The 18,801-nt window shown below is 70.3% G+C and carries 15 protein-coding genes; 7 read left to right on the top strand and 8 right to left on the bottom strand.

The window, feature by feature from the left end:
• Positions 1-346: 346 nt before the first annotated feature.
• The 4 genes from ACFYR0_RS11005 to ACFYR0_RS10990 all read right to left on the bottom strand — a co-directional run bounded on the left by ACFYR0_RS11005 (position 347) and on the right by ACFYR0_RS10990 (position 4,890).
• Positions 347-1,057 carry a hypothetical protein gene (locus tag ACFYR0_RS11005; protein ID WP_389324681.1) on the bottom strand — a complete coding sequence of 237 codons (711 nt, stop codon included), beginning with the start codon at positions 1,055-1,057 and terminating at the stop codon, positions 347-349.
• A 478-nt stretch (positions 1,058-1,535) separates the two neighbouring features.
• On the bottom strand, positions 1,536-2,522 hold the full coding sequence (locus tag ACFYR0_RS11000) for an SMP-30/gluconolactonase/LRE family protein (protein ID WP_389324678.1): 987 nt from the start codon (positions 2,520-2,522) through the stop codon (positions 1,536-1,538).
• Between the two features lie 86 nt (positions 2,523-2,608).
• A complete protein-coding gene (locus tag ACFYR0_RS10995; RefSeq protein ID WP_389324675.1) occupies positions 2,609-3,493 on the bottom strand; it encodes a helix-turn-helix domain-containing protein in 885 nt (294 codons plus the stop codon).
• Positions 3,494-3,903: 410 nt separating this feature from the next.
• Complete coding sequence (locus ACFYR0_RS10990; protein ID WP_389324672.1) at positions 3,904-4,890, bottom strand: ATP-dependent DNA ligase; 987 nt, start codon at positions 4,888-4,890, stop codon at positions 3,904-3,906.
• Positions 4,891-5,619: 729 nt separating this feature from the next.
• Here ACFYR0_RS10990 and ACFYR0_RS10985 point away from each other — a divergent pair.
• The 3 genes from ACFYR0_RS10985 (at position 5,620) to ACFYR0_RS10975 (ending at position 9,635) form a co-directional block, all read left to right on the top strand.
• Entirely contained in the window at positions 5,620-7,494 is a 1,875-nt protein-coding gene (locus ACFYR0_RS10985) for an AMP-dependent synthetase/ligase (protein WP_389324669.1), read from the top strand.
• Positions 7,495-8,284: 790 nt separating this feature from the next.
• Positions 8,285-9,109, top strand: coding sequence for an SDR family oxidoreductase (locus tag ACFYR0_RS10980; RefSeq protein WP_389324666.1), 825 nt, complete (start codon positions 8,285-8,287; stop codon positions 9,107-9,109).
• Positions 9,110-9,392: 283 nt separating this feature from the next.
• A complete protein-coding gene (locus ACFYR0_RS10975) occupies positions 9,393-9,635 on the top strand; it encodes a DUF2945 domain-containing protein (protein WP_389325442.1) in 243 nt (80 codons plus the stop codon).
• Between the two features lie 204 nt (positions 9,636-9,839).
• Here the strand turns inward: ACFYR0_RS10975 and ACFYR0_RS10970 are convergent, their stop codons facing one another.
• Positions 9,840-10,517 carry a zinc-binding dehydrogenase gene (locus ACFYR0_RS10970; protein WP_389324663.1) on the bottom strand — a complete coding sequence of 226 codons (678 nt, stop codon included), beginning with the start codon at positions 10,515-10,517 and terminating at the stop codon, positions 9,840-9,842.
• A 55-nt stretch (positions 10,518-10,572) separates the two neighbouring features.
• Here ACFYR0_RS10970 and ACFYR0_RS10965 point away from each other — a divergent pair, with 55 nt between their 5' ends.
• A complete protein-coding gene (locus ACFYR0_RS10965) occupies positions 10,573-10,773 on the top strand; it encodes a phosphatase PAP2 family protein (RefSeq protein WP_389324660.1) in 201 nt (66 codons plus the stop codon).
• 332 nt (positions 10,774-11,105) lie between these two features.
• Here the strand turns inward: ACFYR0_RS10965 and ACFYR0_RS10960 are convergent, their stop codons facing one another.
• Both ACFYR0_RS10960 and ACFYR0_RS10955 read right to left on the bottom strand, forming a co-directional pair.
• Positions 11,106-11,864, bottom strand: a complete 759-nt coding sequence (locus ACFYR0_RS10960) for a GvpL/GvpF family gas vesicle protein (RefSeq protein ID WP_389324657.1) — start codon at positions 11,862-11,864, stop codon at positions 11,106-11,108.
• Positions 11,861-12,262, bottom strand: coding sequence for a gas vesicle structural protein GvpA (locus ACFYR0_RS10955; protein ID WP_389325438.1), 402 nt, complete (start codon positions 12,260-12,262; stop codon positions 11,861-11,863). The genes ACFYR0_RS10960 and ACFYR0_RS10955 overlap by 4 nt, the downstream gene beginning before the upstream one ends.
• A gap of 844 nt (positions 12,263-13,106) precedes the next feature.
• On the opposite strand from ACFYR0_RS10955, the gene ACFYR0_RS10950 reads away from it, so the two are divergent.
• Positions 13,107-13,673 carry a DUF4383 domain-containing protein gene (locus ACFYR0_RS10950; RefSeq protein WP_389324654.1) on the top strand — a complete coding sequence of 189 codons (567 nt, stop codon included), beginning with the start codon at positions 13,107-13,109 and terminating at the stop codon, positions 13,671-13,673.
• 266 nt (positions 13,674-13,939) lie between these two features.
• Positions 13,940-14,716 (top strand): YqjF family protein, encoded by a 777-nt coding sequence (locus tag ACFYR0_RS10945; RefSeq protein ID WP_389324651.1) that lies wholly within the window; start codon positions 13,940-13,942, stop codon positions 14,714-14,716.
• 429 nt (positions 14,717-15,145) lie between these two features.
• On the opposite strand, the gene ACFYR0_RS10940 is transcribed toward ACFYR0_RS10945, so the two are convergent.
• Positions 15,146-15,946: a DUF2382 domain-containing protein gene (locus ACFYR0_RS10940; protein ID WP_389324648.1), complete on the bottom strand. Its 801-nt coding sequence runs from the start codon at positions 15,944-15,946 to the stop codon at positions 15,146-15,148.
• A 491-nt stretch (positions 15,947-16,437) separates the two neighbouring features.
• On the opposite strand from ACFYR0_RS10940, the gene ACFYR0_RS10935 reads away from it, so the two are divergent.
• On the top strand, positions 16,438-18,366 hold the full coding sequence (locus tag ACFYR0_RS10935; protein WP_389324645.1) for an Ig-like domain repeat protein: 1,929 nt from the start codon (positions 16,438-16,440) through the stop codon (positions 18,364-18,366).
• The last annotated feature ends 435 nt before the right edge of the window (positions 18,367-18,801 follow it).

The raw sequence follows: 18,801 nt of genomic DNA, 5'->3' as shown, positions 1-18,801 counted from the left end.
GGATTGCCCTCAGCTCGCCGTCGGCAGGCTTGGATTGGGCCTGAGAAGGGCCGTTCTCGGCGATCCGCCGACCGTTGGGGGCCCGCGCTGATCACTGGACCTCACCTGCGGCGACTGCCCGGAATCCCGTCCACGGACCCCGGCATACGGCCGCTCCGGCCCACACGCGCCTGCACACACGCGAAGACCCCGTTCTCAGCGTTCCGCTGGTGACGGGGTCTTCGGGCACCGATGGGCGGGTCTCACAGAACGGGAGCAGCAGTGCGTCCAGGCCAGCTCAGTGCCCACTCCCGGTGGCTGCTCGGAAGGGCCGGTCTGTGCCGGTACTGTGCGCAGAAGACCGGGATCAGGGCAGCTGGATCGTCGTGCATGCGGCTCCGTGGACCGCCGGGGCGTCGCAGTCGTCGGTACCGCCGGCGTTGGACGCGACGATCTCGAGGCCCCAGGCGCCGGGCGGCGCTGAGATCGGCACGCTGACGTCCTGTTTGATCCTGCCCCTGTCATCGGGCCTCATACTGCTCTCGTAGAGGTCCGGCGAGCCCTCAAGGGGATTCCCCTTTTCGTCGATGGCGTCGACGTACACGCCGACCTTCGCCCACGTCTCGACGCCGTCGGCCTGGACGCCGAAACTCAGCCTGAGACCGGACCTCGGCCCTTCGAGCCTGACGTCGCCGATCGTCGGCCTGCCGTTCCCGCCCGCCGCCTTGGCCGCGCCGACGACCGACACGCTCAGAGCGACCATGTAGAGGATCACACCGACGACCAGCACGGCGGTTTTCCACACGTTGCCTCTCCCGGTCGGGTGGATGAGCAACGCCACGATGCTGCAGACGATCGCAAGGATGGCGCACAGAGAGGCGACGTAGATGGGCCAGGACTCGTTGTTCAGCGCCACGAACACGAGATCGCTCGTCAGCCCGAGCGCGGTCATGACTCCGGCCACCGTGACCAGGGCACCGGCCAGGATCTTGGCCACGTCGTCCAGCCGCTTCCCCACGTCCGCCTGAACCGCGTCGAACGCCGGAGCAGCCTCGTCCTCACCACTCGTCTGCTGCACCCGGCCATGCTGCTCGACGCAGGTCACTATGCGAGGGCATCCGCGCCAGGAAGTGCCCCAAGTGGAGGAAGGGCAAAGCCGAGTGGAAGCGGGCTCTGTGATTCGTGCACGAGGGCTCACCCGGAAGCGCCGGGGCTCGATGGGGATCCTGCTTCCATTTCGATCGAGAACGAGGGGGGCCGACCGTGTAGACGAACTGGATGTGGCTCTGCTCAAGACACTCCGGGACACCAGATCGCGTCGAGGTCTTCCAAGGCCATAGGCGGCTCTGGGGCCCGTTCTCCGATGCAGGAGACGCTCTCGCCCGCGGCGCCTTGGATGTTCTGCCTGGCCGTCTTCGCGGCCCGCGAGTGAGTACTGACGCCGGGCCCAGGTCGCATGACGATCACGCGTCCGAGATCACGGGGAAACGTCAGGCGGCCGGGGAAGCAGTACGCTCCCCGGCCGGGACGCGCTGACCGGCGCTGCCGAGCGGGGCTCAGCCGTCCAGACGGGCGAGGATGAGGTTGGGGTCCTTCGCGGTGAGGTAGGCGGCGCTCGTGACGTGGACGGTGTTGCCGCGCAGCGCGATGGAGGTCGGGCCCTGGAGGCCGTCGGCGGCGGTCAGGACGGTGGTCCGGGTGCCGTCGGGCCGGATCAGAGCGACCTGGTTGACGGTGTTGAGGGCGGCGATCATCTGGTCGCCGTGGCCGGTGAAGTCGAAGTCGTCGATCCCGGTCAGGCCGGTGGCGGTGACCCGGGCAGTGCCTGCGCGCCCGTCGGCGAGGATCGGGATGCGGACGACGGTGCCCTTGTCGAGGTTGGTGGCCCACAGCGCCCCGTTGTGGATCTTCAGGCCGTTGGCGCCGAGGAACCCGGCGGGGGCCAGCGCCGGGTCGGTGGACCAAGCGGTGGCGGTGCCGCCGGAGGCGGGTACACGCCAGACGGTGCCCAGGGTGGAGTCGGTGACGTACAGGGTGCGGGTACGGGGGTCCAGGGCCAGGCCGTTGGGCAGGCCGGTGGCGGGCAGTGCGGCGATGCGCTGCGGGCGGCCGCCCGGGCGCAGACGCCATACGCCGGTCAGGTCCGCGGTGCCGGTGGCGTACAGGAAGTACAAGGTGTCGTCCTGGGACCGGACGATGCCCGTGGTCAGCGGGAAGCCCAGCGCCGGGGTGTGGATGCCGCCGTCGGCGGGTTCGGGCAGGGTGGCCAGGATCCGTACGCCATCGCGCCGGGAGACCGCGGCGACCTGGCGGGCCTTGGCGAGGGTGACGTACGCCGTGCCGGCCGGGCCGAGGGCGATGTTCTCCGGCGTCTGGCCCTTGGCCAGGTCGAAGTGCACGGTGGTACGCACGCACCTGAGCGGGTCGGAGGCGGCCGACGACGGTGCCGGAGTGGCCACGGCGATCGCGGCGGCCAGGACGGCGGCCGACAGGGCGGACTTGGAGAGCTTGGTGAACACGCGATTCCTTCTGCTTTCGGGCATGCGGCAGCGCCACGCCGACGCATGAGAGGGAGGATGCCGGCCGGCCCCAGCGCGAGCGGGTGCCGACCGGAGGGAGGGGTACGGGGTCAGCCGCTGTTGAGCCGGCTGTCCGAACGTTCGGGTACGGCCCGGACGGTGGTTTGGGCGAGGAGTTCCAGGGCGGCTCGCGAGGGCGAGCCCGCAGCGGTGGTGGCGACGACGACGCTGGGGCCCGCTCCCTGGTTCAGGGTCTGCTGCGTCACGGTCAGTGAGCCGACCAGCGGGTGCCGCATCTCGTACTCGGCGACCGCGCAGGCCTTGACCCGGTGATCGGCCCACATGGAGGCGAACTCCTCACTCTTTGCGCTCAGTTCACCCAGCAGCATGTGGAGTGCGGCGTCCTGCGGGTGTCGGCCCGCCACCAGTCGCAGGTTCCCCACCACCGCCCTGGCCTTGCCCGGCCAGTCCGTGTACAGGTCTCGGATATGAGCGTCGAGGAAAACCAGCCTCGCCATGTTGGGACGCTGCGCCGGTACGTCCGGGGCACCGGGGTCGAGGTGCCCGGCGAACAGTGCGTGGCCCAGCCGGTTCCACGCCAGGACGTCACTGCGCCGGCCGATCACGATCGCGGGAACGTCCCCGAGCGCGTCGAGCAGTTGGGTGGTCGCCTCCGTCACGCGCTCGGGTGCCGGGCGCCGCCGGCTGTGGGGCTTGGGCGGCCGGGCCAGGTCGTGCAGGTGACGGTGCTCGGACTCGTCCAGGCGCAGCGCCCGGGCGATCGCGTCCAGCACCTCGGGCGAGGCACCCAGCGAGTGCCCCTGCTCCAGGCGGGTGTAGTAGGAGGCGCTCACCCCTGCCAGCAGCGCCAACTCCTCCCGGCGAAGCCCCGGCACGCGTCGGCGCCCCCCGTAGGTGGGCACGTCGGCCTCTTCGGGTCGCAGCCGGGAGCGCCGCGTCCGCAGGAAGTCCCCGAGTTCTGATGTCCCGTTCATGGCGACGAGTATGTGCGGACCCGCTACGCAGAGCCTCTCCCTGCCGGGGATAGGCACCGCCGGGAGTGGCTCCCCGGCCCCAGCGGCGATCAGCTGAGCAGGCGGTGGGCCTGAGCGCGGCCAGTACGGCGGCGGCCTGGCACCCAGTACACGTGGGCCCGGACCTCACCGCGAGCAGACGTGGCGAGGTCTGCTACAGCTCCGCGGAGCGGGGCGCGGCTTCGCTCCGTTGGGCCGGATCGACTTGCCTCGAAGTGGTGGATCTCCTTGAGGTCTGAAAATCCCTTGACCGGCGGCGAAGGCAGAGCTATGGAGGGCGGCCATGGCGTCCGCTGCGTGGTCGGGGAGGTGGAAGCGGGCGTGCTCTGGCGCCCGGCAGGCCGGTAATGAGCCGGTGCTCAGCCGTGTCGTCAGAAGTCGAGCCGGGGGAGTTGGTCGGGGGTGAGGTCGTCGCGAAGGCGGAGCAGGCGTACGGGGTGGCGGTGGATCCCGGAGGCGACGGCGGTGTCGGCGAGGTATTCGGCGACCTGGTCCGGCTGGACGGGGTGATGGTCGAGCGTGCTGCGGGTGCCCGATGAGGCGGTGAACCGCACATCGTGCCAGGGGTGTTGGGGGTCGGCCGGGGTGAGGCGGCGGGCGAGGTCACGGCTGTCGGTGGGGGCGAGCGGGGTGGTGCGGGCGACGAGTTTCAGGGTGCCGGCCGTGCTGTAGCGGCCGAGCAGCAGGGTGGCGGGTGCGGTGCAGGACCCGGTGACGGCGCCGATGACGGCTTCGGCGGTGATCCGGGAGCGGACCTTGATCCAGGCGCGGTGGTGGGGCTGGTAGGTCTGGCCGAGGCCCTTCACCACGACGCCTTCGACGCCGACGCTGCCCCAGGCCGGGTCCAGCCATTCCTGCGCGGTTGCCCGGTCGCGGGTGGCGGGGCACAGCGTGAACGGCGCGCCGAGCACGCCGCGGGCGAAGAGGTCCTCGAGGATGGCGCGGCGCTCTTGGTACGGGAGTTCCAGCAGCCCTTTGCCCTCACGTTCCAGGACGTCGAACACGATCAGGTAGGCGGGGTGTTCGGCGGCGGCCTGCGCGGCGGTACGGCCGCGGCGCAGCGCACGCACTTCCAGGGCGGCGAAGTCGAGGCAGCCTTCAAGGGGGACGACGAGTTCGCCGTCCAGGACCAGGTCCTCGCCGACACCTGCCGCGGCGCGGGCGATTTCGGGGAAGGCCGGGGCCAGGTCGGCGCCGTTGCGGGACTGCACCAGCACGATGTCGCTGCGCGCGAAGACGATCGCCCGGAACCCGTCGGCTTTCTGCTCGAACTGCAGGCTGCCGGGCAGTGCCCCGTCCGGCGGTAGCTGGTGTCGGGTCTCGGCGAGCATCGGCCCGATGGGCGGGGTGAGGATCACGCTCTCATGTCTACGCCGAGCACGGCCCGGCTGCGGCGCGCGACACGGGCGCAGCAGCCGGTGTCCCCGTTCTGCCCTGCGCGGATGCGGCCCTCGTCGGCAGCGGGCAGCGGTGTCGGCACGCCCTTCAGGCCGCGGTTGACGGCGAAGCGGATGTTGCGTCCCCGGCCGTGGGTCTCGGCGAGCTGGCGGGCGAGGTACTTCGGCCAGGCCGGCCGCGGGCTGGCCGGTTCGGCGTCGGCCAGGGCGAGGGCTAGAACCTGGTGTCGGGTCCGGGTTCAAGTCCTGCCGCGCGATCCTTTTCACCCTCTCCGCGCGGGCTTCTTCCGCACTCTGCGCCCCGCCGTGGCCGGCCCGGTCTGCTGGGTGCCTTCCGCGGGGCGGCAGAGCGACGCGCTGCGCGGTGCCCCCGCCTCTCGGTGTCGGCGGCACGTCTGCCGTCTCGGTTGTGTCCGGCGGTGCGGGATCTGTCGAATCCGTTGGTGTTCCTGTCTGCCAAGGGGTTCACGAACCTCGCCACGCGATCAGAAGGGGCGGCAGCAGACCCGAGCGGTGCTTTTGCGGCAGGTCCTCTGATCCTGGTGCGGTTCCAGGCTGAACGTTCGGTAGGCAAACTGATGGCCCAAGTCCACTACACAGGATGAGGTTTAGGCCTTAGCCTCAGCACTCCCGCATGTTACTTGCCAGTTAACCCATCGGTGATGGGCACCTTCGGGGCCGGAGGACGACATGAGTTCCCTGCAGTACCCTCTCGAAAGCCGCCCGAACTCCGTGGCGCACCTGTTCCTGTCACGAGCTGAGGCCACTCCCGGGCGGGAGGCCTATCGGTATCCCGTGGCGGTGGACGGCGGCGAGGAGTGGCGTTCGCTGACGTGGGCGCAGACGGCCGAGCGGGTGAAGGCGATCGCCGCCGGACTGCTCGCCCTGGGGGTGCGGGGCGAGGAGCGGGTGGCCATATCGTCCTCGACGCGGCTGGAGTGGATCCTCGCCGACATGGGCGTGATGTGTGCGGGCGCGGCGGCGACTGCCGTCTACCCGAGCACCAACGGCGACGAGACGGCGTACATCCTCGCCGACTCCGACAGCCGCGCGGTCTTCGTCGAGAACGCCGAGCAGTTGGCCAAGGTCGCAGCGCACAAGGGTGAGCTGCCCGGCCTCAGGCACGCGATCCTCTTCGACCCCGCACCGGATGTGGCCGAGATCGAGGGACTGGACGTGCTCACTCTCGCGGACCTGGAGAGTCGCGGCATCGAGTACCTGGTGAAGCATCCGGACGCCGTCGAGACGACGGTCCAGGGCATAGCCCCCGAGCAGCTCGCCACGCTGATCTACACCTCCGGTACGACGGGCCGCCCGAAGGGTGTGCGCCTGGTGCACGACTGCTGGTCGTACCAGGCAGTCGCCCAGGAGGCGACGGGTCTCGTCGTTGCCGACGACGTGCAGTTTCTGTGGCTGCCGCTGTCCCACGTCTTCGGCAAGGCGCTGATCTCCGGCCAGGTGCAGTCGGGTCATGTCATGGCCGTGGACGGCCGGATCGATCGCATCATCACCAATCTGCCCGTCGTCCGGCCGACCATCATGGCGTCCGCGCCACGGATCTTCGAGAAGGTCTACAACGGCATCGCCTCGAGGGCGCGCGCCGAGGGCGGGGCCAAGTACAAGATATTTCTGTGGGCGGCGAAGGTCGCCCGCGACTACGCCCGGATCGGCCAGGAGCAGTTGGTCGCCACGGGCCGGCGTACGGTACCGCTGTCCCTCACCGTCCAGCATGCACTTGCCGACAAGCTGGTCTACGGCAAGATCCGTGCGGCCTTCGGAGGCTCGCTGCGCGGCAGTGCCTCGGGCAGCGCAGCGCTCGCCCCGGACATCGGCTACTTCTTCGCCGGCGCCGGCGTCAACGTTTTGGAGGGCTACGGCCTCACGGAGACCAGCGCGGGCTGCACCGTCAATCCGGCCGACGACTGCCGCGTGGGCACGGTCGGCAAGCCGTTGCCCGGCACGGAGGTCCGCATCGCCGAGGACGGCGAGATCCTCCTGCGCGGTCCTGGCGTCATGCGCGGCTACCACAACCTCCCGGACAAGACGGCTGAGGTCCTGGACAGCGACGGCTGGTTCCGCACCGGGGACATCGGCGAGGTCGACAAGGACGGCTACGTCCGGATCACCGACCGCAAGAAGGACCTGTTCAAGACCTCCGGCGGCAAGTACGTGGCTCCCACCGAGATCGAGGGCCGCTTCAAGGCCGTCTGCCCGTTCGCCAGCAACATCCTGGTCATCGGCAACGACCGGAACTACTGCACCGCCCTGATCGCCCTGGACGAGAGCGTGATCATGCCCTGGGCGGCCTCGAACGGCCTCGCCGGCCGCACTTACGCCGAGGTCGTCGCCTCCCCGGAGGTGCACACCCTGATCGAGGGCTTCGTCCAGCGGGTCAACGAAGGCCTCCAGCGCTGGCAGACCCTGAAGAAGTTCACCGTCCTGCCCCGGGACCTCGACGTGGAGCACGGAGAACTCACGCCCAGCCTCAAGGTCAAACGCCCCTTCGTCGAGCGCGAGTACGCCGACCTCGTCGCGGCCATGTACGAGGGCTCCCGCGAAGCCTGACCTGCGCCCCGGTCCGGTACGGCGCGTTCCGTACCGGACGGGGCACCGGGTTCTGCCTGCCTGGCTTCGTCCGCTTTCACCGACTGGCACTGTGGCCGGGCTCGGTGGGGAGGGCGGCTGCCGACCGGCGGCGGGCTGTGAACAGGCAACGGCTTCGAGGATCGTAGGGACTGACGCGCGCACTTGGGATGTGCGCATCTCGAGGAGGTCCTCAGTGAAGGCCTTCCGGAGTCCATCGCTGCCGACCGGCTGGTCAAGCAGTGCATGGGCAAGGTCGGAGAGTGTCCGTCGGCCTGGACCTCATGCTGGTGGACGACCACGACGTGACCGTGGCCTCAGGCCGGGGGTGCCGATTTGATGGGACGGGCTGAGCTGCGTCCCTCCCCACGGGGCGCACCCAGGCGTTTGTCCGTGTCGTCCAGGGCCGTGAGCAAGGGTCCGCTCACACCCAGGTGATGGCGCATCTATTCTCGCCCGGCGTCGGGGCAAGGTCATCTCCACCGCCCTGGCTGCTCCGCTGCCAGGGCGGCAGCAACGTCGCCGGCGACACCGCGGGCAAGCACGGTGTCGCCCGCCTGGCCGGGGCTCTTGAGGGGCGCCGCACGGCGTCAACGTCAACGCCCTTGCTCCCGGCTGCGTCGCCACCGACAACACCCAGACCCTCCAGGACGACCACGAGCGCCGTGTGACGGGGTGGAAGTGGGGTACGCGGGACCCGCCCCCGGAGTCGGCAGGACGCCGTCCCGCCGGGACGGGCCACCACGGCGCAGGGCGCGACCTTGGAGCCACGATGGAGTCTCACCACATCACCACCCCCGGCCCCCGCACCACGCCCGTGGCCGTGATCACCGGATCCGACTCCGGGATCGGCCGGGCGACCGCCGTGCGTCTCGCGGAGACGGGCATGGATATCGGTATCACCTGGCATGCCGATCGGCAGGGGGCGCTGCGGACGGCGGACGAGGTGCGGGCGACGGGGCGCAGAGCGGTGGTCGAGCAACTGGACCTCACCCGGCTTCCCGGGGCCGCCGGGGTCGTCGACCGGATGGCCGATGAACTCGGCCGGCTCGACGTGCTGGTGAACAATGCCGGGACCGGCACCATGACGCCCTTCCTGGAGCTCGACCACGACACCGTGCGACAGGTCATCGACGTCGACCTGGTGGGTCCGTTCCTGTGCGGTCAGCGTGCCGCCCACCGCATGATCGGCCAGGGAGGCGGAGGCCGGATCATCAACGTCACCAGCGTCCACGAGCACCAGCCGCGGGTGGGTGCGGCGCCGTACTGCGCGGCCAAGGGCGGACTCGGGCTTCTCACCCAGGTCATGGCGTTGGAACTGGCCGAGCACGAGATCACCGTCAACGCCGTCGCCCCGGGTGAGATTGCCACACCGATGACGGGCCAGACGGACGTCGATGTCACCGACGAGCGCAGGCCGGGCATACCGCTGGGCCGTCCGGGCGACGCCCGTGAGGTCGCGGCCGTGATCGCCTTCCTCGCCGGTCCGGACGCGTCCTACGTCACGGGTGCCTCGTGGGTGGTGGACGGAGGGATGCTGCGGATGGGCCCACAGGCCGGTTCCCATCTGCCCGACGACGGTTGGAGGAGCCCCTGAGCGGGGTGCCGGAGAACGGAAACCTGGCAACAGTGAGACCGGCGCACTTCCCGGACACGTCCGCCTGCCGGCGAGGGGCCTTTCGAGGCATATCCCGCCCGATGCGCTCCTGCTCCGTAGGGATGCCCGTCGTTATCGGTGGTGCTGCGGGAGGGCCCAACCGCTTGGCTCGCAGGTCGGCGCAGTGACAGCGGCGGTTGCGAGCGCAAGCCGGGGTGTGGCGTGTGCCCCCTCTCTTGAAGGTGGTACCCGGCCTGTCGGCATGAGCAGAAAGGCGATGATCATGGCGAAGGCGAAACGATCAGCTAGGAGCGGGCTGACCAAAGGCGACGAGGTCGCGTGGAGCAGTCACGGCAGCGAAACCACCGGGAAGGTGGAAAAGAAGATCACCAAACGGACGGAGGCCGCCGGCCGGGCCGTGGAAGCCTCACCAGAGCAGCCGCAGTACGAAGTGCGCAGTGACAAGTCGGGCCGTACAGCCGTACACAAGCCGTCCGCCCTCCGAAAGAAGAACGACTCGACGTGACGAACGACGACCGGCGGAAGGCGTGCGAGACCCTCGGGAACGAACGCAGTCACTGACCCCGCCGGGCCTCTGGACGCCGGGGTCAGTCTGCGTCAGCGCACCGGATGAGCGGCGGCGGTCCACGGAGGAGTTGGTGTGCCTGCGGGCCGGGGGCGTCATCTGGCGCGCCTGGCCCGGGACCTCAACTGCGGGTGGAATTGCCGCTCATGGGGCGAGGACGATGCGGCCGGCCGTTGCGTGGTTCTCGAGCTGTTCGTGTGCGGTCGCGGCGTCGGCCAGGGGGAGGACTTCGATCTCGATGTCGGCCAGTCCGCCGACGACCGCCTTCAGTGCCGCCTCTGCGGCGGGCTGAACGGCCTCGGGGTGGGCCGGGATGTAGGCGCCGGCGTTGAACCCGGCGACGGTGATGTTGCCCTGCCAGATGCGGTTGCCGTCGATGCGGTGGTCCCGGTCGCCGCTGGCGTTCCCAACCAGCAGGAGACGGCCTGACGGTGCGAGCAGGTCCAGGCTGTGGGTGCGGACGAGCCCCCCGACGGGGTCGACGATGACGTCGAACTTCTCACCGCCGAGCACGTCGGGCAGTTGAGCGGAGTCGACGACGGTGTCGTACGGCAGTCTGCTGGCGGCCGCCGCGCCCGTCCTCTCGGAACGGACCGTGCCGACCACCCGGGACGCGCCGAGCTGTCGGGCGATGCCGGGGAAGGCGGCGGCCAAGCCGCCCAGCGCGCCGTGGACGAGGACGCTTTCGCCTGCGGACATGCTGATGGCGCGGGTGAGCGCGATGTGGGCCATGATCGCGTTGGGGACGACGGCGACGGCGAGGGCGGGGTCGATGTCGTAGTTCTGCGTCGACACGACCTGTGCCTGGTCGCTGACGTACACGGACGCGTATCCGCCTGTCCCGTGGGAGGACAGTGACACCACCTTCTCGCCGACGGTGAAGCCGGTGACGCCCTCACCGGCCTGGCCGGCCGCCGGGGCCGTGTGCGTGCTGCCTTCCGCGATGGTGATGGTCGAACGGGTGCACAGCGGTGCGCACTATCCCAGCGACGTGGTCACCGGCGCCGCCATCGGCCTGGCCGGTGCCTGGCTCACGCGCCGTGCTCCCCGTTTGCTCATGCGGTACCGGCCTCGGTGACGAAGGCGTCGGGCGGTCTTCCCTCAGGGGTCAGGTCGGCCGGACGCGCTCTGGCTGTGGGAGGTGCCCTGGCTACCTCGCGCATCCGGCCGGGTGGTGAGCCGGGGGCGGGGCAATTCTCCGACGCGACGTCGAGCAGCGGGGAACGTGACCCCGCGTCCCGACCCCCACGGCAGACGCGAGCCCGCCCGCGGCGGCACCCGGCTGTCGCGAGCGGGCTCGGTCGACCGCGTCACAGACCGATCGGAAAGGGCCTCAGTCAGACGCGGCGGTCCAGGCAGAGGTGAAGGCGACCGCTGCCCTGATTGCCGCCGCCTACGCGGGCGACCGGCTCATGCGTTCAGGACCGGGTTTTCCGGTTCGCTGCCGAAGGCGCTGGTGACGAAGCTGTAGGGCGGCATGGGGCCGGCCAGGCGCAGTTCGAGGTGGGGATGTTCCTGCCCGAGGGCGTCGACGGCGTCCCGGAAGCGACCCGCTGCGGAGCGCTCCACGAGGAAGGAGAGATTGACGAGCCAGCCGGAGCTCTGGGGGCCCGTGCTCACCGCTTCCGCGGCAGGCTCCACGGTCCGGCGGACCAGATCGGCATCTTCTGCCTCGCGGGCCTGGACGGCGGCCGCGATCATCTCGCCGAGACGGAGCCTGTCCTCGTGCGAGCCGCCGCCCGCCTCCCGGTTTGCCGCAGCCAGGGACCGGATCTGCGGGTCCTCGGCCGTCACCAGGCGCAGCACTGCCTCTTCGTCGTGGTTCGCTTTGAGGTTGTATTCGGCCCTGCCGTCCAGTGCTTGCAGCTGCTTAAGGAAGTCCTCGGCGTAATCGCTGAGCACCAAGGAGACCGTGTCGTCGTCGGGGGAGAGGGACCCGAAGCGCATGGGCAGGACGACGCCGCCCGATCCGGCGGCGTCCAGGACACGCTGATGAGCGAGCAGATGGCGCCGCTTGGGCCGCAGCTCCTCGTGGAGGCTGCTGATGATCGCTGCCACCTGGCCCTGAGCCAGGACGCGCACCGGCTGAGGGGGGTCGCCGATGCCTTCCACGCCGTCGGGCAGTGTGGGGTGCGAGGCGCGGACGATCCCGTAGACGTAGGTGCTCACCGCTCGTCCCTCCTGCGGCCGGCGCTCTGCCTCCGTGCCCCCTCGTCGCGGGCCTGCTGGAAGGCATCGCTGATGGTTTCCGCGGCACCGGACAGTGCGCCCTTGGTCTTGCCGCGGGCACCGGACTCCGTCAGTTTGCCCGTCAGCTCGGTGAGACCGGCGGGCTTGCGCGGGCCGGCCTCCAGGTCGAGGCGGTTGCAGGCCTCGGCGAATCGCAGGTAGGTGTCCACACTGGCGACCACGACCCGTACGTCGATCTTGAGGATCTCGATACCGACCAGGGAGACCCGGACGAAGGCGTCGATCACCAGTCCCCGGTCGAGAACGAGCTCGAGGACGTCGTACAGGCCACTGCTGCCTCCGCCGCCGCCTTGCTGCGTCGCCACGCTCATCACGATCAGCCCCTCGCCTCACCTGCTGCTGTCCCGGCCCTCCTGGTAGCGAACCCCGTCCCGCTGCGGGAAGGCCTGCGTCCTCGCGCGAGTAACCCCACCTTGTCGCCCTCAAACGGCAGCGGGACATGCCCCCGGCCCGGAGCAGGCGGCGTCTCTGTCTTGCGGCGGCAGCCGCGGGACGAGGAGCTGCGCCCGAGCCCGGGCGTTCCTGGTCGCAGGCCGTTGACCGGGGGCCAGTGCCCGGGGGCGGCGCTTCCGGGACGGTCCGGGGGCGGTGCCCCGGCGCGGTGGCCGTGACTTCGGGCCGGTGAGGCAGTCCGGGGTCCGGGAAGCTCCGTTGCCTTCGAGCCGGCTGCTGTGCTCGTTCGGCGGCGGGAACCGCATTGTCGAGGTCGTACTCTTCGTCCGGCAGCGCTTGATCACTGCCCGGTCGCAGGACCCTGCCTCAACGCGCTCCAGAGTGATCGGAAGTTGACGAGTGCCATCGTCGTTCGGTGGCCGAAGGGTTTCGCACCCTCAATCGGAACTTCTGCCTCCTGTGTGGTTCCGCCCGCGCCCATCCGTGAGGCGTGTCCCCTGCGGGGCGCGCGGGAGGGGAACGCCGCCGAGGGCCCGGCTCGGGGCAGCCGCAGGGCATGCGTGACCGACCTCGGCGGCGTGAACGCCCCCGTCGCCTGCCGGCCGGGCCGGTCCTGGCGGCGGCCGGCCCGTGAGCGGACCGGGGAGCGAGCAACCGCTGCGAAAACGGTGCAACCGTTCACCGCACACCAGGAGAAACAAGAGCAAAACAGACAGGCGTCGGCTCTGACACGGCCCGGGCGCCTGCGGGCTACGGAGAGGACATGCCATGAGGCTTCGTGAGGAACTGCCCGTCGATCACCGGCTGGCCCAGGTGTACCGGTACGGAGCCGGCGTGTGCGGTGTCATCCTGCTGGTGTTCGGCTGTCTGGGCTTCGCGGACAGGCTCACTCCCTTCGACACCGACGGATCCCGGATCACCGGCATGTCGACCAACGGAGTGCTCAGCCTGATCTCTGTCGTCGTCGGACTCGCCCTGATCGGCGGGGCCGTCATCGGAGGGAACTTCGCGTCCACGCTCAACATGACCGTCGGTGGACTCTTCCTGCTCAGCGGCCTCGTCCACGTCTTCATCCTGGACCGGCCCGCCAACGTGCTGGACTTCGGCATGACCAACGTCATGTTCAGCTTCGTCATGGGGCTGCTCATCGCCTGCTTCGGCATGTACGGCCGGGTGTCGAGCAAACTGCCGCACGACAACCCCTACTGGCGGCGCCGGCATCCGCGCGAAGCGGCGCGCGAGTCCCTCGACGCGCGACGCCGCGCACGCCAGGCGGCCCTCGCCCCGGCGCCCGACGACGCGCCCCTGCCCGCGATCACATCTGCCCGGGACTGACGTGGGCGGCGCGGGAGACCGGTGCACGGGCACCCGGAATCGTCGCGGAGACCTCGGGACGGCCGTCTCTCGGTTGCCCTTCCCACCTCGGTCACGACGTCGGCACCCCGAGTCCGGGTTGCGCGCCGGCTCGAGGTGGTGACCGGACAGGACCCGGTGTCCGCAGAGCCGGACGCCGGGCCTCCCGTCACCCCGGTCGCACGAATGGCGCACGACGAGGAAGCGCCCCCGATCGGCGCGGCACACCACCTCGGGAGGGACGCGTGATGCGCGAGCACGACGAGCACCACACCGGCGGCGTCGAGTCGCTCACCCCGATTGCCCCTCGCCCCCTGAGACGTGTGCTGTTCCGTCAGTTCTGGCGGGACCTGGTGTTCCTGCACTGGGAGGTGGATCCCTTCGACGTCGCCCGCCTCCTGCTGCCCGGCACGGTCCCGGACCTGTACCGCGGCCGCGCCTACGCGGGTCTGGTCTTCTTCCGCATGGAGGACCTCGCCTTCGGCGGCAGTGGCCCGCCGCTGCCGTACGTGGGCTCGTTCAACGAGGTCAACGTCCGTCTGTACAGCCGGGACGGGCTCGGCAGGCGCGGTGTGGTCTTCCGGTCGCTGGACTGCGACCGACTGCTTCCGGTCCTTGCCGCGCGGGCGGGTTTCGGCCTGCCCTACCACTGGGCGCGCGTGGCCCGGCAGTGGCACGGAAACCGCCTGCTGTACCGCACCCGGAGCCGCGCGCACGGGCGCCCGGGCGGGCATGCCTGGGTCCGGGTATCGGAGGACGTGGTGACGCCCCGGCCGCTGGACGCTTTCCTGACCAACCGCTGGGGGCTGCACCAACGCGGGCCGCTGCGGTCGTACTACCTGCCCAACGCCCATCCGGCATGGACCTTCCGGCACTGTGACCCCCTCGACTGGGACGCCTCGCCGCTCGCCGGCGCGGGGGTCGCACCCTTGCGGGCGGAACCCGACAGCGTCCTGTACGCGCCCGGTGTCCCGGTGCGCTTCGGCACCCCCGTGCCGCTGCCCGCTCCGGGCCGGACGCGCTGACCGGCCGACGGCCGCCCAGCACAGGCCCATGAGCTCCCGCCCGCAAGGGTGCGACTTCCGCAGAACGCCAGGATCGGCTCGGGCGTCCGACGGCGACGGCGGTTCCCAGGACCACGAGGTCACCCTCACCGCGACGCCCCCGCCACCGCCGCGGCCTTCGACCGCCTGCAGCGGCTGCCAGACGGGCCCGAACGCCAGAATCCGCGCAACGAACTCGTGAAGACCTGACTGCCCACGGCCCGCACGCATCACCGTCCGCTTCCGCGACCGGTTGCTTCGTAGTGCCGGTGACACGCATGGAAGCGCGCCTCCCGGATCGGAGCCGGTCGGCTTCCCGGACGCCGATGCGGCCGCAGGACGCCGTGTCCCCCCGTGCCCTGGGCGGCGGCCCGGACCGGGCCGCCGCCTGTGGGCGCAACGCGGTCACAGTCACCGGCCGCGCTGGTCCTCGTCGTCACCTTCGGTGTCGATGTGCTCCTTGCGGACCTGGCCGCGCACGGTCTCTTCCTCGGTGTGTTCCTCGGTCGTCATGCGTACCCGTTCCACCGGAACCGTCTCGGTCTGGGTGACGGGGCGTTCCTCGTGCAGGACGACTTCGTGCTCGGCCTCACTGATCTCGGGCCCGGACAGGGCGGCATCCCGGTTCTCGTCCGTGATCGGTTCGCGTTCGACGCGGACTTCCTCCCGGCGCACCGGCACGGTCTGCTGTACCTCCTCGGTGACGACGTACTTGCGCAGCCGCGCCCGGCCGGTCTCACGACGCTCGATGCCGACGCGCATGTGCTCTTCCGAGCGTGTCATCGCGTCATCGCCGCCGGCACCGGCGGAGGCATACATGCCGGTCGTCCCGCCGGTGACCGTGGGGGAGTGGCCGGCCGCGCCCGGCTCGTTGACCTGCTGCCAGGCCGCGTCCCAGTCGATGCCGTAGTACTGGTACAGCCGGTGCTCCTCGTCCTCGGAGAGGTGGCCGCCCGCGTCGACGTCGACATTGGGCGCGTCCTTGACCCGGTCCTTGGGGTAGGGAACCTCCAGGTGGTCCTCCACGACGGAGGCGTCGCGGATCGGTACGAAGGACTCACTGGTGCCGAACATGCCGGTCTTCACACTGACCCACTCGGGCTCGCCGGTGGCGTCGTCGAGGAAGACGTGCTTGGCTTCGCCGATCTTGTTGCCGTCAGTGTCGTAGACCGGGTGGTCCAGCACGGTCGGGATCTGCTCGTGGGTGATCACAACAGCTCACCTTCTCAGTTTCCGGGGTCGGCTCACCGCCCCCGGCTCCCCACCCCAATACGTGTGAAACAGGAGATTTGCCCCGCAGTCGCCCGGCCGGGCTGCGGCCGGGGCATGCCGGCCGACTCAGGTACGACGACGGAGCCCCGTGCGATGGCGGCCACCCCGTGCTCTCTGCGCCCGCCTCACGCCACAAGACGGCAGCCCCTGATAGCCACAGCCGGCCGCCCTTGGGCGCCCTCACCTTACGAGTGGGAGGGCCAGCCCAAGCAGGAAGGTAGAGCCGCCCCAGGCCGTCGCAGCCCTTGGTGGGAACCGCGTTCTTCACTGTCGCAGGCATGTCATACGCTGCACCGGCAGCTGCTCCCCGTATGCCGCCGCCTCCTGGCGGGTGCGTCCGGGGCTGCGCGGCGCTCTCGACATCTCACGGCTCCGGGCCGGTTTTTCTCGTGGGGGTACACAGCACTGTGCGTACGCGCAGCATCTCGACCGTGACGGCGCTTGCGGTCCTCTTCAGCTCGGCGGCACTGACCGTCGTCACGGCCGGCTCGGCGTCGGCTGCGTCCGTCGTGATCAAAATGCCGGGCGGCATTGTCGTGGACGGGGTGCATCGGAGGGTGTTCTTCGGCGACAAGCTGACCGGGAGGATCGTGGCGGCCGACTACTCCGGCACCGTCCTCTGGGATGCGTGGGGTCTCCCTGGGGTTTTCGACCTTGCGGTGTCCGCGGACGGCGAGACGTTGTACGCGGCTCGAAGGGACCACCTGGCCCAGGAGATTCTGGAGCTCGACGCGGACACACTTGCGGTGAGAGCCCGCCACAGCATCGACCTCGGCTCCAATGTGCGGAAGATCGTCTTTGCCGGCGGCAAGCTGTGGTTCTCCTACCAGACCACCGGTGCCAACAACTTCATCCAGGGTGACCTTGGTTCGATCGACCCGACCGCCGAGACCGAGGCGCTGCGCCTGGAGCAGCTCCCGGAGAGTGTGAGGCCCTACTACAACGGTGGCCTCCTGGACGCCAACCCTGGCGCTCCGAACCTGCTGGCTCTGGGCGACAGCGGCAATTCCGACGGCGGGGCGAGGGTGCTCGACGTGACGGGCGGGCTGCCGCGACTGGTTGCCCAGAGCGGCAGCGGGAACTTCTTCGGTGACATCGACCTCGTTCCCGGCGCCGACGAGGTGCTGGCCAGCGGCCTGTACAAGTGGGCATATGCGGACGGGCAGCTCACCGAGCAAGCCGTGTTGCCCGGCCCGGCCTTTTCCGGGGACGTCGCGCCGAACGGTGCCATCGCTCAGGCGTACGACCACAGTGTGTCCATCTTCAAGCCGGGCGACGTGAAGCCGGTACGCGTCTTCACGCTCAGCACCCCGGTGGAGCAGGAGGTCGCCTGGGCGGGGGACTCCTCGCGGGTCTTCGCCCTAGCCCACGGCGAGTCCGGCTACACACTTAGAGTCCTCACCAACCCCACCCTCAGCGTCCCGGCCCTCACGGTGAACGCCCCCGACACCGCCACCCGCGCCAAGCTGCTCACCGTCAGCGGCAAGGTCACGGCGACGGTTCAGCTCCCCGCCGGGGCGCAGCTGACGGTCGTCCGCACCGACCTGGAGAACCCGGACGGAAAGACCCTGCCCGCCGTCACGGTGACGGCGGACGGCACCTACTCGTTCTCCGACGCCCCCCTCTCCGGCGGCACCGTCACCTACCGGGTGTCCTACGCGGGCGACGCCGAGCACACGACGGCGAGCGCCTACGACAAGGTCTCCGTCTCCCGTGCCACGCCGACGCTGACCCTGAACAACCACGGCAGGATCTACAGCTACGGCGCCGACGTCGCCTTCACCGCCCACCTGGGCACGACATACAAGAACCGCACGGTCGAACTCTGGGCCGACCCCTTCGGCACCGACCGCCCCAAGCGGCTGATCCGCTCCGGCACGGTCAACTCCTCCGGCAACATCTCCGCCACCGTGGACATGGCCCGCGACACCACCCTCTACGCCGTGTTCAAGGGCGACTCCCGCTACGCGCCGCGGACCGTGGCCGTCACGGCCTACGCCAGGGTCAGGGTCTCCACCGCCGTCTCCCGCCACTACAAGACCGGCAGGACCGGCTCCGGCTCCACGACCTACTACTGGTTCCGCAAGAACACCGACCCGCTGCTCACGACCACGATGACGTACTACCCGGGCCGTCGGCAGCGCTTCGACCTCCAGGTCTACTCCCAGGGTGCCTGGCACACCCTGGACTCGCAGTACTTCACCCTCGGCACCACCGGCAGGTCCGCCGTCACCCTCGGCGCCCCCGGCGAGGCGGGAATCCGCGCCCGGATGCGGTCGGCATACGTCAACGGCGGCTCCGGCGACACGGTCAACTCCACGACGTACGGCGCCTGGAAGTACCTGTACTTCACCAACTGAGCCCTGCCGCAGCGCAGCTGGCGGTGTCGCCGGCAAGGCACCGGGGGTCGGCACCGCCGGCGGCGGTCAGAATGCGGGTTCGCCGCAGCGCGGGCAGTCCCGCTGAAGGGGGCCGATGCCTGGGGCCGTGAAGGGGCCGGGCTCGGCCGCCCGACGACCTCATTGGCATCGACCACGGCGATTCGGTCGAACCCCTTCGCGATCGTGCGGCATTCGTGGAGCGGCTGCGTCAGGCCGGACGCGGTGGTTCCTGCAGCTGAGCCCCGTACAGCGGGCGCCCAAGGCGGCGCTCGCGGTCGCAGGCCGCACCGGGGCAGCCTTGCCGGGGGTCGGGGCGCGATCTTAGACGCCGTTTCTAATGGCGTGCTCGCTCGTTGAGCCGTGCATGACTGATCTAGTGGAGCGGTTGGTGCCGGACGAACTGTGGACGCTGTT

Origin of the sequence: Streptomyces sp. NPDC005017 (genome assembly GCF_042873115.1) — a bacterium.
GTDB lineage: Bacteria > Actinomycetota > Actinomycetes > Streptomycetales > Streptomycetaceae > Streptomyces.
The sequence above is the reverse complement of the archived record's forward strand: the minus strand, read 5'-3'. Positions and strand labels throughout refer to the sequence as shown.